Genomic DNA, 14,268 nt, shown 5'->3' on the forward strand with positions numbered 1-14,268 from the left:
GATCGAACCGTAACTGTATTTGGCGGTGTTTACACATTGCAACTTATAATCATGAATGTTTGATATCGCAAGATTTTTCTATAAAGGCTCCCATGTTCAAGACAACACAGGCCCGCTTTACCGCCCTGATCATCGGCTTTTTCATCCTGCTGGTTGCCATCACCGTGAGCGTCATCCAAGGATTCATCACGCCGCAACTGATCCACAATGAGAGCCAATTAATCCAGAATCGCCTGACCGTGATGGCGGAGCCCATTCAAGAGCAGATGAACCGCGTTCAGGCTCAACAGAAAACGATCACCGAACTCGTCCCCGCGCTGGATAACGAGCAAATCGATCAGCTGCAGCCTTACCTGGTCAATCAATACGGCGACACCAACGTATTTGGCGGCGGTATCTGGCCGCTGCCAAAGCAACGAGACCCTGCCCGGGACAAATACAGCACATTCTATGCACGTGACGCCAGCGGGACGCTACAGGTCAATACCATCTGGAACCAGGCAAAATCGGATAATTACTGGGAAGCGCCTTGGTATAAAGACGGCATGGCAATGCCCAAGGGCCAATGCGCATGGGCAAAGGCCTATCAAGACTCCGCCAGCCCCGAACCCCGCACCAATTGCGCGATGGCGATCTACCGCCAAGACAAAATCTGGGGGGTGGCGACCATCGACGTGACGCTCGGTTTTTTCAACCGCCTGGCTCAGCAAATGGGCGAAGCCATCCACGGGACTGTCCTGATTGTGGAAAGCGACGGCAAAGTCGTGGGCAATGCTGCTCTGATCGCCGGAGACGCCAAGCTGCAGCAGCTGGATGATACCGGTCTGCCCATGGCAGCCCCCTTGCAGGCGCTGCTCAAGAGCAACGGCGGGACAGTCGAAACCCAATATGACGGCGCAGATGGATCACACACGGTTTTCCTGCAGACGATTGCCGGCAGCCCCTGGTCGGTCGCCAGCGATGTGCCGACCGCCTTGCTCACGCAACAATCCAATACCATCCTCAGCCGTCTGGGGATGGTGCAGATTCCCTTGGCGATCATTCTGCTGCTGCTGATCCTGGGCCTCATCCGCAAGCTCATGCTCAGCTTGAAAGTGCTGGAAAACAACATCGAATCTCTGGCCTCGGGCGGCGCTGATCTGACACAGCGGCTTCCTGCCAGCAGCAGCCCGGAATTCAACGCCGTTGCCGAACGCTTCAACCAATTCATCGCCTTCCTGCAAGGCCTGATGCGCCAGGTTGGCGACAGCGCCCAATCCATCACCACGGCTTCACGCGAAATCGCCAGAGGCAATCTGGATCTTGCATCGCGCACCGAGGAACAAGCCGCGTCCATCGTTGAAACCGCGGCATCCATGGAAGAACTGACCAGCACTGTCCGCCAGAATGCCGACAATGCGCAACATGCCAATCAGCTATCCAGCAATGCCTCGGCAACGGCGCAACGCGGTACAGAGGTCGTCGATCAGGTCGTGACGACCATGAATGACATCAGCGCATCCTCGGACAAAATGGCGGAAATCATCGGTGTGATCGACAGCATCGCCTTTCAGACCAATATCCTGGCCCTGAATGCTGCCGTCGAAGCGGCCCGCGCCGGCGAACAAGGACGCGGCTTTGCCGTCGTAGCCGCAGAAGTCCGCGCCCTGGCGCAGCGATCCGCGAATTCGGCGCACGAAATCCGCACCCTGATCGAGACATCCACATCCAAGGTTCAAACCGGCAGCGCACTCGTGCAGCAAGCCGGCGCCACCATGGGCGATCTGGTGAAAGAGGTCAATAACGTCACGACGTTGATGGCCGAGATCATGTCGGCCAGCCGCGAACAGACCGCCGGCATCGAACAAACCAATACGGCGATCGGTCAAATCGATCTGACGACCCAGCAAAATGCCGCCTTGGTCGAAGAGGTCTCTGCGGCCGCGCAATCCATGGAAGGCCAGGTGACGCAGCTGGAGCAGGTCGTCAACAGCTTCAAGCTGTAGACGATAGGATCGGCCCCCGGCTGGCAGGCATGGCCTGCCAGCCATGCGGGCTAGCCGGCTGACCGCGCTGCCGTGCGCCGCGCCCGCAGGCGCCGCGCCTGTTTCAGCGCCCGGCCGCGCACATAATGATGATGCACGCGATCCAGATACAGGTAGACGACCGGCGTTGTATACAGGGTCAGCACCTGCGACAGGATCAAGCCGCCCACCATGGTGTACCCCAAAGGCTGACGCAATTCCGACCCTGCCCCTGTCCCCAGCATCAACGGCAAGCCGGCGAACAAGGCGCACAGCGTCGTCATCAGAATGGGGCGGAACCGCAGCAGACAGGCCTGATAGATGGCCTCACGCGATGACAAGCCCTGTTCGCGTTCGGCGACGATGGCGAAATCGATCAGCAGAATTCCGTTTTTCTTGACGATGCCGATCAGCAGCAGGATGCCGATCAGGGCGATCACGCTGAAATCCATGCCGCTGACCATCAGGATCAACAGGGCGCCCACCCCCGCTGCCGGCAGCGTGGACAGAATAGTCAGCGGATGGATGTAGCTTTCATACAGCAGGCCCAGCACGATATACACCGCAACCAAGGCGGCGGCGATCAGATAGGGCTGTGTCGCCAGCGATTCCTGAAAGGCCTGTGCTGTTCCCTGAAACGAACCCTGCACCGAGATCGGCACGGCCATCTCGGCCTGAGCCTGGGCGATGGCGTCGACCGCCTGCCCCAGAGAATAGCCGTGCGCCAGATTGAAGGAAATCGTCACCGCCGGGAATTGTCCCTGGTGGCTGATGGACAGATAACCGGTTTTCGACGTATCCACCTGCACCAGGCTGGACAAAGGCACTTGCTGCCCCGTCAGCGGCGATGTGATGTACAGATGCGAAAACACGTCCGGATCACGCTGCCATTCTGGCGTGATTTCCAGCACGACGTTGTAGCTGTTGATCTGGGTGAAAAACTGAGCCACCTGACGCTGACCCAAGGCATCGTAAATCGTGTGGTCGATCAGGGCCGGCGTAATGCCGAACATAGCGGCCCGCGCCCGGTCGATGGTCACCACGACGGTATTGGCGCTGTTTTGCTGATCGGTCGCCAGATCGGTCAGGGGCGCCAGCGTGCGAAAACGATCCAGCAGACGGGGCGCCCAGTCATTGAGCTCAGTCAGGTCGGCGCTGGTCAGCGCGTACTGATATTGGGTGCGCGACATCCGCCCGCCCACATTGATATCCTGACCCGCCTGCATGAACAGGCGCACGCCAGGTACTTTCGCCAGTTGCGGGTTCAGGCGCCGGATGACCGCATCGGCGGAATCGGTGCGCCCGGCGCTGCGCGGCTTCAGGCTGATGAAAAAGCGGCCGGTATTGAAGGTCGGCGCATTGCTGGTCATGCCGAAGGCGGTGATGTCCGGGTCCTGGCGCAGCACATCGGCCAAGGCCATCATGTGGCCGTTCATGGCCTCGAAAGAACTATCCTGAGAGGATTCCGCCAAGCCGAAAATGGCCCCGGTGTCCTGCTGCGGGAAAAATCCTTTAGGCACTGCTACCAGCAGCGCCACCGACGCGGCCAGGGTGGCCAGAAACGCGCACAGCGTCAGGAAAGGATGGTCCAGCACCACATCCAGGCTGCGGCGGTAAGCGCCCAACAGAGCATCGAAACCCCGTTCGAACGCGTGATAGACGCGCCCATGCCGTGCATGCTGCAGATCGCGCAAAAATCGCGAACAGAGCATGGGCGTGAGCGTCAGCGTCACCAGCACCGAAATTCCGATGGTCATGACCACCGTCACGGCAAATTCCCGGAACAGCCGCCCCACAATGCCGCCCATCAGCAGCAAGGGGATGAACACGGCGATCAGCGAGACGGAAATCGAGACGATGGTAAAACCGATTTCCCGCGCCCCGCGAATCGCGGCATCCATCGGGCGCATGCCTTCTTCGACGTGGCGCCAGATGTTTTCCAGCATCACGACGGCATCATCGACGATGAAACCGACCGAAATCGTCAAGGCCATGAGCGACAGATTGTCCAGGCTGTAGCCCGCCAGATACATCAGGGCGAAGGTGCCCATCAACACCAGCGGCACGGTCACGCTGGCGATCAGGGTGCCGGCCAGATTGCGCAGGAACATGAAAATCACCAGCACCACCAGCACGATGGACAGAATCAGCGTGAATTCGACCTCGTGCACCGACGCCTGGATATTCTGCGTGCGATCGATCAGGGTGCTGACATGCACGCTGGCCGGCATGGCCGCCATCAGCTTGGGTAATTCGGCGCGGATGCGCGCCACCGTATCGATGACGTTGGCCCCTGGCTGTTTGGTCACCCCCACCACCAGCGAGCGGCCATCCATCGACACGTCGCCCGGTCCGGCGCCGCGTCCGGCAAAGGCCCAGGCCGCCTGCTTGGTGTCTTCCGGACCATGAACAGCCTGACCGATATCGCGCACCCGCACGGGCGCACCCTGGCGCCAGGCGACGATCGCGTCGTTCCACTGAGCCACGTCCACCAACTGGTCATTGGTGTAGATGGTATAGCTCTGCCGCGCGCCATCGACCGTGCCGGTCGGCTGACTGACCGTCGTGGTGGCGATCACCCCCCGGATCGATTCCAGATCCAGCCCCAACGAGGCGATCTTGCGCGGATCGACCTGCACGCGGATCGCCGGTTTTTGCTGGCCGAAGATATTGACCTGCCCCACCCCTTCCACCCGCGACAACTGCTGCGCCAGGATATTGTCGGCATAGTCGTTCACCACCGTGATCGGCAGCACATCGGACTGCACCGACAGCAGCAGAATGGAAAAATCCGCCGGATTGACCTTGCGAAAGGTCGGCGGATTGGGCATGTTCGAGGGCAACTGGCGAGCCGCCGCCGCAATGGCGGTCTGCACATCCAGGGCGGCGCCATCGATGTTGCGGTCCAGATCGAACTGCAGTGTGATACGCGAGGCGCCCAGCGTATTGTCCGAGCTCATCTGTGTCAGGCCCGGAATGGTGGAAAACTGCCGTTCCAGGGGTTGGGCCACACTGGTCGCCATGGTTTCCGGGCTGCCCCCAGGCAGCTTGGCCGTCACCTGGATGGTCGGAAAATCCACCTGCGGCAACGGCGCCACCGGCAGCAAAGAAAACACGGCCAGCCCCACCAGGAACAGGGCCAGCGCCAGCAGCGACGTCCCGATGGGCCGCTGGATGAAAGGCGTGGAGATATTCACCATGGGAGCGCTCAGGAAGCAGCGCCAGCAGCGGCCTTGGCCGCACCGGGCTTGGCTGCTGGCAAGGCGCCGGCCTTGCTGTCCTGGATCTCGGCTACCCGCATTCCAGGCCGCAAGCGGTACTGTCCATCCACCACCACCCGGTCTCCGGCCTTCAGACCCTGGGTGATCACACTAAGGCCATCCTGGGACACCAGCACCTGCACCGGCTGCACCCGAACCGTGTCGCCCTGATCCACCACGTAGACAAACAAGCCCTGCGCGCCGCGTTGCACGGCGGGATCAGGCGCCACCAGCGCATCGGGCCGCGTCCCCAGAATCAGGCGCACATCGACCGTCTGGCCCGGCCATAAGCGCCGGGCGGGATTATCCAAGCGGGCCTTCAGCCGCAAGGTGCCGCTGGCAGCATCGATCTGGTTATCCACCAGCACCAGGCTGCCCTCGCCCAATTCCTGGGTCTGCCCCTGGGACAGCACCTGGACGCGGATGGCCTGCAATGGGTCGGCGGCGCCAGCCTGGCGCGCCGCTGGGTCCGGACTTGCCGCATCCAGCGCCGCCCGGATCTGCGCATAGGCGATATCCGGCACCGTAAAGCTGACAGCAATCGGATCGATCTGATTGATGACCACCAAGCCTTGCGCATCCGCCGCCCGCACCAGATTGCCCGGATCGACCAGCCGCGCGCCCGTGCGGCCGGCAAAGGGCGCCTCGATGCGGGTATATGCCAACTGCACGCGTGCCGCCTGGATCTGGGCCTCGTCGGCCTGCACCGTGGCCTGCAACGCCGCGACCTGGGCGCGCTGCGTATCCAGTGTCTGACGGTCAATGGCCGCGTGGCGGACCAATTCGGTATAACGCTTCAAGTCCTGGCGGGCATTGTCCAGCTGCGCCCGGTCGCGATCGAGCTGCGCCGTGGCCTGCGCCAGCTGGGCCTTTTGCATCCGGTCGTCCAGTTGCGCGATCAGCTGTCCCTGTCGCACCGTATCGCCTTCCTGAAACCCCACGGATTCCAGTTGCCCGTCGATGCGGGACCGCACCGTGACGGTTTCCCAGGCCTGCACCGCGCCCAGGCCGGGCAGACGGATCGGCATGTCCTGAGTCCGCACCAACGCTGTGCGCACCAAGGCCGGCCCGCCGGACGCCGATGGCGCTGGCGCTGGCGCCGCTGCGGGACGGCTCAGCCACCAGACGGCAGCCCCCAATACGATCAGGATCGGCAAGCCAATCAGCAACAAGGAACGGCGCACAGCGGACATGCTTGGAGATCCCCGACAGATTGTGACGAAATAGAACAGGCGCCGACAGACGCCCTGTGCGAGTATACGAGCAAGCCTGCGCGAAAAGATGAAGGAATCTTGAAAATGAAAAAAGCCAGGCAAATGCCTGGCTTTCAAGACGGAGCCGGCCGGCTACGGAACCGGCCGATACCGCTGCTGCAATCAGTTGGCCGAGCGGCGGGCGCGGGCCGGCTTGGAGGCCTTGGTCACGTCGGAGGCAGCCTTCAGGGTCGCGTTGGTCGCGGCGGCGAAGTTGGATTCAGCGGCGCTGGCAGCCTGGCGGGCAGCCTTGGCAGCGGATTCGTAGGCATTCGTCGCGGTGGCCAGCGAGGACTTCAGCAGCGCCACGGCGCCTTCGGAGCCGGTGGGGGCGTTGCGGGCGAATTGTTCCACGGCGTCGGCCACGCGTTCCTGGTTCTGGCTCAGTTGAGCTTCGGCCAGCTTGCTCAGTTCGCCTTGCACGTCAGCCAGGATTTCGTAGACGTCCTTGCCATAGGCCACGGCCTGTTCGGGGCGCACCAGCGCCGAGGTGAAGGCCAGCAGTTCCTGGGCGTCTTTCAGTTCAGCGACTTCCTGGGATTTCTGGGCGGCGTCGTCCAGAGCGGCCTTGGTGGCCTTCAGGTTCAGATCGACCAGCTTTTCGAAGCCGCTGAAAAACGTGCCCTGGACAGCCAGGAAATTTTCGATGACGGCCTTTTGCGAGGCTAGCAAGGCTTGGGGGTTTGCGCTCATGATGACTCCTTGTCAGTAGATAGAAGGCTTCCTCAGAGGCACAATGCCCGGCACCTTCTCGACTGCAACTGAAATGTTGCAGCGCACAAATGAAAGTTTAAAGGAACCAACAGGGAAGTCAAGATATTTTTGTTGCGACGCAACAAAAAGAATTCCCCTGTCGGATACAGGTCCTGTCAGTGCTGGGCTTCGTAGCCCAAAGCCTCGGAAATACTGGCGGTGGCCGACAGCAGCAGCGGAATCCAGTCGTCACGCATGCGCTCGGCCGGGGCGGACAGAGACAAGCCTGCCAGCAAGGTGCCGGTGTCGTCATACACCCCGGCGGCAATGCAGCGCACCCCCAATTCCAGTTCTTCGTTATCGCGGGAATAGCCGTGCCGGCGGACCAAGGCCAATTCACGATCCAGCTGATCCAGCTGGGTGATGCTGTTGCGCGTATTGCCGGCCAGACCGGTGCGCATGGCGTAGCTGCGGATGCTGCGGGCATCCCAGGTGGCCAGAAAGAGCTTGCCGGTGGACGTCAGGTGCAGGGGCGCCCGGCCCCCGATGGCCCTCACGACCTGCATGCCGGAGCGTTCGCTCCAGGCGCGTTCGATGTAGACGATTTCGTCTCCCTGGGCCAGGGACAGGTTGACGGTCTGCCCTGTCTGGCGATGCAGTTCGCGCATCGGCCCGATCGAGGCGGTACGCACGTCCAGCCGCCCCTTGACCAGAGACCCCAATTCCAGCAGCCGCATGCCCAGGCGATACAGGCCGCTGTCCACGCGCTCGACGTAACGCCCGACCGCCAGATCAGCCAAAATGCGGTGCGTCGTCGAGGCATGCAAGCCGGTCTTGGCAGACAGGTCTTTCAGCGCCATGGGATCACGCTGCCCGGCCAGCACGTCCAGAATACGCATGGCGCGATCCAGCACCTGGATCGTGACCGTGCTTTGCTCGGTCGCGACGGCATCCCGCAGCGGCGGCTGAGTGGAAGACAGGAAGGGAGCAGAACTGGAGGTACGGGCCATAAAAGGGATTTGTTGCAACGCCACAAATTCCATACTATGAAAAATCATCCCATCTGGCAAGCCCTATCCGACTTTCCGCCCGCATCAACCATGGGGTCGCACCGGCGCCGATCACAGGGATCAAGCTGGCGGATTCAGGTTTCCGCCCAGGGACTGGACTTCGGCTCTCAGCCAGGCCAATGCCTGAGCGGCAGCATCCGGTTCGCCCTTGACGCCCAGTTCGATATGCGGATGCCCGCCCGAATCCCCGACATTGGGCAGACTGAACGCCCGGATGCCCGGCCAGCGCCGCTCCAGGAATTCCAGGGCGGGAGTGATGCGCGATTCCGGCAAGCCGAACACGAGGAAGGAATGCTCCACCCGCGATTCCCGGTGATGCCACTGGGCATAACGGGTATCCAGCGACCAGGCCATCATGGGGTGCGCCATGACAGGGAAGCCTGGCATGAAGCTGTGATCCCGGATATAAAACCCCGGAATGCGATTGTAGCTATTGGGGATGATGCCGGCCCCGACAGGAAACACCCCCATCTGCAGGCGCTGCTGGTTTTCGGGCGTGGACATATCGGCGCTGCCCTGCCCCTTGGCCGCCATCTCCGCGCATCGCTCGCCGATCAGACGGGCGGCTTCCGGATGCAAGGCCAGCCCCACGCCCAAGGCGCGGGCGGCGGCCTGACGCGTGCGATCATCGGGCGTCGCGCCGATTCCGCCGCAGCAGAACACGATATCGCCGGTCGCAAAACTGCGCTGCAGGCAGGTCGTGATGTCGTCCTCGTCGTCGGAAATGAATTCCGCCGCCTGCAGGCGCATGCCGCGCGCCTGCAGCAGATCGATCAGGGTGGAGAAATGCTTATCCTGACGGCGACCGGACAGGATTTCATCGCCAATCGCGATCAGACGCACTCGCGGCGTCTGCGATCCGACGGCAGGCAAAGGTTCTGGAGAGGCGTTCTGGGGGGAGGTCATCGAAGTATTTTCGCGTAGAACTCAAGGAATCGGCGCGCCGGCCGGCGCGCCCGGACATCAGGGCATATCGATCACGGTCTCGGCCCGCAAGCGCCCGATGGCATCCAGGCAGAAATGGGCGTAGACCAGCGCCGAAAACACCGGCATCACCAACCAGAACAAAGGGATCAGATTGAACAGCGCCAGCACGGCAGCGATCAGCCACAGCTGACGGCTGTGACGGCGCCACAACAGGCGGCGTTCGGCAGGGCTGGCATGTTCGATCATCGCATCCACCCGCAGCATGCGGTTCAAGGCGAACGCCCACCAGAAGATCGGCAGAATCAGCGCCATCGGCGGGATCAGCCACAAGGGCATGGTCAGCAGCCACCCCAGGCAAAACAGGAAACCCACCCAGACGGCATTCCAGACGCCCAGCGCCGTCGCGTGCTGGCCCTGGCGGCCGAGGCCGGGATAATCGCGTTTTTCCAGATGCTGCAGCACCAGGGGCATGACAAATATGGCGGCAATACCCAAGCCCAGTATCCCCGCCATCGGCAGCAGCAAGCCGGCCGCCATCAGCGGCACCAGCCACAGTTTCAGGGAAAACAAGCCCACCGCTACCAGCCAGCCATCCACGGTATTGAACATGCCCCAGGACGAGGCCTCCTGGTCCAGCCAGCCGGTCAAAGGCGTCCAGAAGAACCACAGCAAGACGATGGCCCCCAGCACGGCGATCACAAAGGGCAGAAACAGCGCCGCCAGCATGCGCGGATGCATCTGGCTGAACAAGGCGCGGCGAAACGCCTGTCCGACCAGAGACAGGCCGTGAGAGGAATGCGACCCGCGCAGGGCAAGATCCTGATGCGTCATACGATCCATATGGGATGAAAAAAGGATGATGTTTTCATACTATATTGCCCTGATGAAAGTATTCAACCCCCACACCGACCTGGCCGCCCTGCGCGACCATCTGACCCAGGACGCCGGACGCCGCGTCGTCTGCTATTGCGCCGCCTGGTGCCGCACCTGCGACGCCTATCAGCCCGCCCTGGAAGCCCTGGCTGAGCAACGGCCCGACTGGACCTTCATCTGGGTGGACATCGAAGACAGCCCGAACTGGCTGGGCGCGGAAGACGTCGAGAATTTTCCGTCCGTTCTGGTGCAGGATCGCGCCGGCACGCGATTCTGGGGTGTCCAGCTGCCCTATATCGAGCACTTGCAGCGTCTGCTGGACGGCGCCGACAGCCTGCCGGTGCAGCACGACGGTCCGGGGCGCGTAGACCAGCTGGCGAACTGAGACCGTCAGGAAGATTTGTGGGCGCCGCCCAGCAAGACACCCACCGAACGGCGCGCCGGCGACACGGCGGGCCGTGGATCGAGCACGGCGGCCTGATCACTGGCGGCAGCAGGCACATAGGGCTTACTGAAAAAGTCGTCCTGAGGCGCTTCGGACGCGTGCCATCCCGACCCTGATCCCGCGCTGCGATGGCCCGCCCCGACCGGACGGCGGCGGGACGACGACAGACGCGGCAATTCCAGTTCGCCACGTGGAATCTTGACCTTGATGAGTTTTTCGATATCCAGCAGATAGCGTTCTTCGTCCGGCGCAAACAAGGCAATGGCCTCGCCTTCTGCGCCCGCGCGGCCGGTGCGGCCGATGCGGTGCACGTAGTCTTCGGGATTGCGCGGCAGGTCGTAGTTGATGACGCAGGGTATCCCCGCAACGTCCAGCCCCCGGGCGGCGACGTCCGTGGCGACCAGGACTTCCAGAGTGCCGGCCTTGAAGGCGTCCAGCGCCTTCATGCGTTCGATCTGGGACTTGTTGCCATGGATGGATTCCGCCCGGATGCCGTCCTGTTCCAGTTGCCGCGCCAGACGGCTGCAGCCGATTTTCGTGTTGGAAAACACGATGACCTGACTGAGCTGGCGGGATTTCACCAGATGCACCACGGCGCGGCGCTTGGCGTCGCCTTCCAGGGGGTAGGCGATCTGCGTGACGGTATCGGCCGTGGCATTGGGCCGGGCGACTTCGATTTCCACGGGAGTGCGCAGGAAACTGCGGCCCAGCTTACGGATTTCAGGACTGAAGGTGGCGGAGAACAACAGCCCCTGACGCCCTGGGGGCAGCAGGCGCATGATGCGATCCAGATCGGGCAGGAAGCCCATGTCCAGCATGCGGTCGGCCTCGTCCAGTACCAGGATGCCGACCTGACTGAGATTCACATTGCGCTGTTCCACGTGATCCAGCAAACGGCCAGGGGTGGCGATCAGGATTTCGCAGCCCCGGCGCAGTTGTTCTTTTTGCGGGCGGATGTCCACGCCGCCAAAGACCACCGCCGCCCGCAAGGGCACGAACTGGCTGTAGCGCTGCACGTTTTCGTGAATCTGGTCGGCCAGTTCGCGGGTGGGCGTCAGGATCAGCGCCCGCACCGGATGACGGGCGGGCGACGCGCTGGTGCTGGCAAACGGCATCAGGCGATGCAGGATGGGCAGGGAAAATGCCGCGGTCTTGCCGGTGCCTGTCTGGGCGGCCCCCATGACATCGCGCCCCGTCAGGGCAATCGGGATGGCCTTGGCCTGAATCGGCGTGGCGGACGTGTAGCCCGTGGCCTCGATGGCCTGCATAATGCCAGGGTGCAGGCCAAACTGGCCAAACGCGACGGGTTGTTCGGCAATGGGATCAGTGGGGGTGGATTCGGTCATTCGCAGCTAAAAGAACACAGACGCCAGAATTGGCCCTGTGTGTTCATGAACAGCGTATTTTAACGTGCATCGCCTCGGGGCGGGCAATTGGTACAATAAAGCCCTATTATTCTGGGAGACGGCGATGTCCATGGCTGACCGCGATGGGGTGATCTGGTATGACGGCAAGCTCGTGCCCTGGCGCGACGCCACCACCCATGTCCTGACGCATTCACTGCACTACGGCCTGTCCGTCTTCGAAGGCGTGCGCGCCTACAAGACCGACCATGGCACCGCGATCTTCCGCCTGGAAGACCACACCCGGCGCCTGTTCAATTCGGCGCATATCTACCAGATCAAGATTCCCTACACACGCGAAGCGATCTCCGAAGCCCAGATCGAAGTCGTGCGCCGCAATGAACTGGAATCCTGCTACATCCGCCCCATTGTGTTCTACGGGTCGGAAAAAATGGGGGTGTCGCCCAAAGGCGCGCAGGTGCACGTCGCCATCGCGGCCTGGTCCTGGGGCGCCTATCTTGGCGAAGAAGCCCTGAAACAGGGCATCCGCGTCAAAATTTCGTCGTACGCCCGCCAGCATGTGAACGTCACCATGCCGCGGGCCAAGATCGCCAGCACCTACGCCAATTCGATCCTGGCCAACACCGAAGCCCTGGAACACGGCTACGACGAAGCCATCCTGCTCGACACCGACGGCTTCGTGGCCGAAGGCTCGGGTGAAAATCTGTTCATCGTGCGCGACGGCGTGATCTACGAACCGGATATCGCCTGCGCCCTGACCGGCATCACCCGCGCCTCGATCCACCAGATCGCCGCCGATCAGGGGCTGCAGGTCGCCTCCCGCCGCCTGACGCGCGACGACCTGTACATCGCCGACGAGGCCTTCTTCACCGGCACGGCCGCCGAAGTCACCCCCATCCGTGAAATCGACGGCCGCCAGATCGGCGCCGGCGAACGCGGCCCCATTACCGCCCAACTGCAAAAAGCCTTCTTTGACGCGGTATCGGGCAAAACCCCGAAATACCATCACTGGCTCTCGAAGGTCTGACAGGAAACACCATGAGCAGCACACCCGCCACCCCCCAGAAACCGGATCCCGTCATCGTCGGCGCCGCAGACTTGCCCGTCTACTGCCCCGGCCCGAAATCCCCGCTCTGGTCCATGCATCCCCGCACCTACATCGAGGTCGTCAAAAACGGCGTCGCCAAATGCCAGTATTGCGGCACCGAATACATTCTGCGCGACGGCGATCACCCGCATGGCCACGAACAGGCCGGCATCCGTCTCTGATCCGTCAGCCCGCCTCGACACCAGCCGCTGCCCCGTGCCGGCCTGGCTGCCGGGCGGGCACGGTCAAACGCTGTACGGCGCATTCTGCGCGCAACACCCCAGCATCCACTTCATTCGCGAACGGGTCGACACGCCTGACGGCGATTTCGTGGATCTGGACTGGTGCGGCCCGGGCCTGGACCCGCACACCCGGCCAGACGGTCAAGCCACGCCGCACGAATCCGGTCTGGTCGGCACGGCGGCCAGCCGCTGGATCGACCCCGCCGACTGGCCGCAGCTGCCGGCAGACGCCCGCGCTCTGATCCTGTTCCACGGGCTGGAAGGCAGCAGCCTGAGCCCCTACATGCAAGCTATCGCGCACACGTTCCGCCGCCTGGGCTGGGTCGTGGTAGCAGCACATTTTCGCAGCTGTTCCGGCGTGCCCAACCGCATGGCGCGGGCCTATTACAGCGGCGACTCGACCGAAATCGCCTTCATGCTGGACCACGTCCGGTCCCGCCTGCCGCAGGCCTCCTGGCATGCAGCAGGCATCTCGCTGGGAGGCAATGCACTGCTCAAGCACCTGGGTGAAACCGGCCACGGCATACAGGGCCTGCGGGCAGCGGCAGCCGTTTCCGTTCCCATGAATCTGGCCGCCTGCGGGCGCCGGCTGTCGGATACCGTCTGGGGACGGCAGCTGTATTCACGCTATTTCCTGCACAGCATCCGCCGCAAAATCTACGGCAAGGCGCACGAATTCCCCGGATCCGTCGACGTGCTGCGCACCCAGCGCATGCGCAGCTTGCGCGAATTCGACGATCTGTACACCGCCCCCATGCATGGCTACCAGAACGCGCTGGACTACTGGACACGGGCAGCCAGCCTGCCCTTGCTGCCGGACATCCGCATCCCCACGCTGATCCTGAACGCCCGCAACGACCCCTTTGTGCCCGAGGCATCCCTGCCGGGCAGCCGGGACGCCTCCGCCGACGTGCTGCTGCACCAGCCCGGCCAGGGGGGCCACGCCAGTTTCGTCACCGGCATCTTTCCGGGCCACCTGGGCTGGCTGCCCAATCGACTGCGGCAATTCTTCGAGACCGGCCAGTAGCGCTGCAATGACGGCGCATCGCCC

12 protein-coding genes are annotated in these 14,268 nt (G+C 62.7%); 5 read left to right on the top strand and 7 right to left on the bottom strand.

Annotated elements, in window-relative coordinates:
- Nucleotides 1-92: 92 nt before the first annotated feature.
- The gene (locus tag VDP79_RS02695; RefSeq protein ID WP_323016691.1) at nucleotides 93-1,985 is read left to right on the top strand and encodes a methyl-accepting chemotaxis protein; all 1,893 of its coding nucleotides are present in this window, start codon (nucleotides 93-95) and stop codon (nucleotides 1,983-1,985) included.
- Nucleotides 1,986-2,035: 50 nt separating this feature from the next.
- Here the strand turns inward: VDP79_RS02695 and VDP79_RS02700 are convergent, their stop codons facing one another.
- The 6 genes from VDP79_RS02700 to VDP79_RS02725 all read right to left on the bottom strand — a co-directional run bounded on the left by VDP79_RS02700 (nucleotide 2,036) and on the right by VDP79_RS02725 (nucleotide 10,037).
- A complete protein-coding gene (locus VDP79_RS02700) occupies nucleotides 2,036-5,200 on the bottom strand; it encodes an efflux RND transporter permease subunit (protein WP_323017001.1) in 3,165 nt (1,054 codons plus the stop codon).
- A gap of 11 nt (nucleotides 5,201-5,211) precedes the next feature.
- Nucleotides 5,212-6,456: an efflux RND transporter periplasmic adaptor subunit gene (locus VDP79_RS02705; protein ID WP_323016692.1), complete on the bottom strand. Its 1,245-nt coding sequence runs from the start codon at nucleotides 6,454-6,456 to the stop codon at nucleotides 5,212-5,214.
- Nucleotides 6,457-6,639: 183 nt separating this feature from the next.
- The gene (locus tag VDP79_RS02710) at nucleotides 6,640-7,209 is read right to left on the bottom strand and encodes a phasin family protein (protein WP_323016693.1); all 570 of its coding nucleotides are present in this window, start codon (nucleotides 7,207-7,209) and stop codon (nucleotides 6,640-6,642) included.
- Between the two features lie 176 nt (nucleotides 7,210-7,385).
- Nucleotides 7,386-8,219, bottom strand: a complete 834-nt coding sequence (locus VDP79_RS02715; RefSeq protein ID WP_323016694.1) for an IclR family transcriptional regulator — start codon at nucleotides 8,217-8,219, stop codon at nucleotides 7,386-7,388.
- Between the two features lie 120 nt (nucleotides 8,220-8,339).
- On the bottom strand, nucleotides 8,340-9,185 hold the full coding sequence (locus VDP79_RS02720; RefSeq protein WP_323016695.1) for a competence/damage-inducible protein A: 846 nt from the start codon (nucleotides 9,183-9,185) through the stop codon (nucleotides 8,340-8,342).
- 57 nt (nucleotides 9,186-9,242) lie between these two features.
- Complete coding sequence (locus VDP79_RS02725) at nucleotides 9,243-10,037, bottom strand: EI24 domain-containing protein (RefSeq protein WP_323016696.1); 795 nt, start codon at nucleotides 10,035-10,037, stop codon at nucleotides 9,243-9,245.
- 25 nt (nucleotides 10,038-10,062) lie between these two features.
- On the opposite strand from VDP79_RS02725, the gene VDP79_RS02730 reads away from it, so the two are divergent.
- Complete coding sequence (locus tag VDP79_RS02730) at nucleotides 10,063-10,464, top strand: thioredoxin family protein (protein ID WP_323016697.1); 402 nt, start codon at nucleotides 10,063-10,065, stop codon at nucleotides 10,462-10,464.
- Nucleotides 10,465-10,469: 5 nt separating this feature from the next.
- On the opposite strand, the gene VDP79_RS02735 is transcribed toward VDP79_RS02730, so the two are convergent.
- Nucleotides 10,470-11,870 carry a DEAD/DEAH box helicase gene (locus VDP79_RS02735; RefSeq protein WP_323016698.1) on the bottom strand — a complete coding sequence of 467 codons (1,401 nt, stop codon included), beginning with the start codon at nucleotides 11,868-11,870 and terminating at the stop codon, nucleotides 10,470-10,472.
- 124 nt (nucleotides 11,871-11,994) lie between these two features.
- Between VDP79_RS02735 and VDP79_RS02740 the strand changes: the two genes are divergently transcribed.
- The 3 genes from VDP79_RS02740 to VDP79_RS02750 are packed head-to-tail and all read left to right on the top strand — an operon-like array spanning nucleotide 11,995 to nucleotide 14,244.
- Nucleotides 11,995-12,915: a branched-chain amino acid transaminase gene (locus VDP79_RS02740; protein ID WP_323016699.1), complete on the top strand. Its 921-nt coding sequence runs from the start codon at nucleotides 11,995-11,997 to the stop codon at nucleotides 12,913-12,915.
- Between the two features lie 11 nt (nucleotides 12,916-12,926).
- Complete coding sequence (locus VDP79_RS02745; protein ID WP_323016700.1) at nucleotides 12,927-13,157, top strand: zinc-finger domain-containing protein; 231 nt, start codon at nucleotides 12,927-12,929, stop codon at nucleotides 13,155-13,157.
- Nucleotides 13,126-14,244 (top strand): YheT family hydrolase, encoded by a 1,119-nt coding sequence (locus VDP79_RS02750; RefSeq protein ID WP_323016701.1) that lies wholly within the window; start codon nucleotides 13,126-13,128, stop codon nucleotides 14,242-14,244. The genes VDP79_RS02745 and VDP79_RS02750 overlap by 32 nt, the downstream gene beginning before the upstream one ends.
- Nucleotides 14,245-14,268: the final 24 nt, after the last annotated feature.

Origin of the sequence: Castellaniella sp. (assembly GCF_034675905.1) — a bacterium.
Classification (GTDB): domain Bacteria; phylum Pseudomonadota; class Gammaproteobacteria; order Burkholderiales; family Burkholderiaceae_B; genus Castellaniella.

Excerpts from the sequence above, each read along its gene's own strand:
- VDP79_RS02750 (WP_323016701.1), top strand. The coding sequence starts at position 13,126 with ATGGCCACGAACAGGCCGGCATCCGTCTCTGATCCGTCAGCCCGCCTC.
- VDP79_RS02735 (WP_323016698.1), bottom strand. The coding sequence starts at position 11,870 with ATGACCGAATCCACCCCCACTGATCCCATTGCCGAACAACCCGTCGCG.
- VDP79_RS02730 (WP_323016697.1), top strand. The coding sequence starts at position 10,063 with ATGATGTTTTCATACTATATTGCCCTGATGAAAGTATTCAACCCCCAC.
- VDP79_RS02715 (WP_323016694.1), bottom strand. The coding sequence starts at position 8,219 with ATGGCCCGTACCTCCAGTTCTGCTCCCTTCCTGTCTTCCACTCAGCCG.
- VDP79_RS02710 (WP_323016693.1), bottom strand. The coding sequence starts at position 7,209 with ATGAGCGCAAACCCCCAAGCCTTGCTAGCCTCGCAAAAGGCCGTCATC.
- VDP79_RS02740 (WP_323016699.1), top strand. The coding sequence starts at position 11,995 with ATGTCCATGGCTGACCGCGATGGGGTGATCTGGTATGACGGCAAGCTC.
- VDP79_RS02705 (WP_323016692.1), bottom strand. The coding sequence starts at position 6,456 with ATGTCCGCTGTGCGCCGTTCCTTGTTGCTGATTGGCTTGCCGATCCTG.
- VDP79_RS02725 (WP_323016696.1), bottom strand. The coding sequence starts at position 10,037 with ATGACGCATCAGGATCTTGCCCTGCGCGGGTCGCATTCCTCTCACGGC.
- VDP79_RS02720 (WP_323016695.1), bottom strand. The coding sequence starts at position 9,185 with ATGACCTCCCCCCAGAACGCCTCTCCAGAACCTTTGCCTGCCGTCGGA.
- VDP79_RS02745 (WP_323016700.1), top strand. The coding sequence starts at position 12,927 with ATGAGCAGCACACCCGCCACCCCCCAGAAACCGGATCCCGTCATCGTC.
- VDP79_RS02695 (WP_323016691.1), top strand. The coding sequence starts at position 93 with ATGTTCAAGACAACACAGGCCCGCTTTACCGCCCTGATCATCGGCTTT.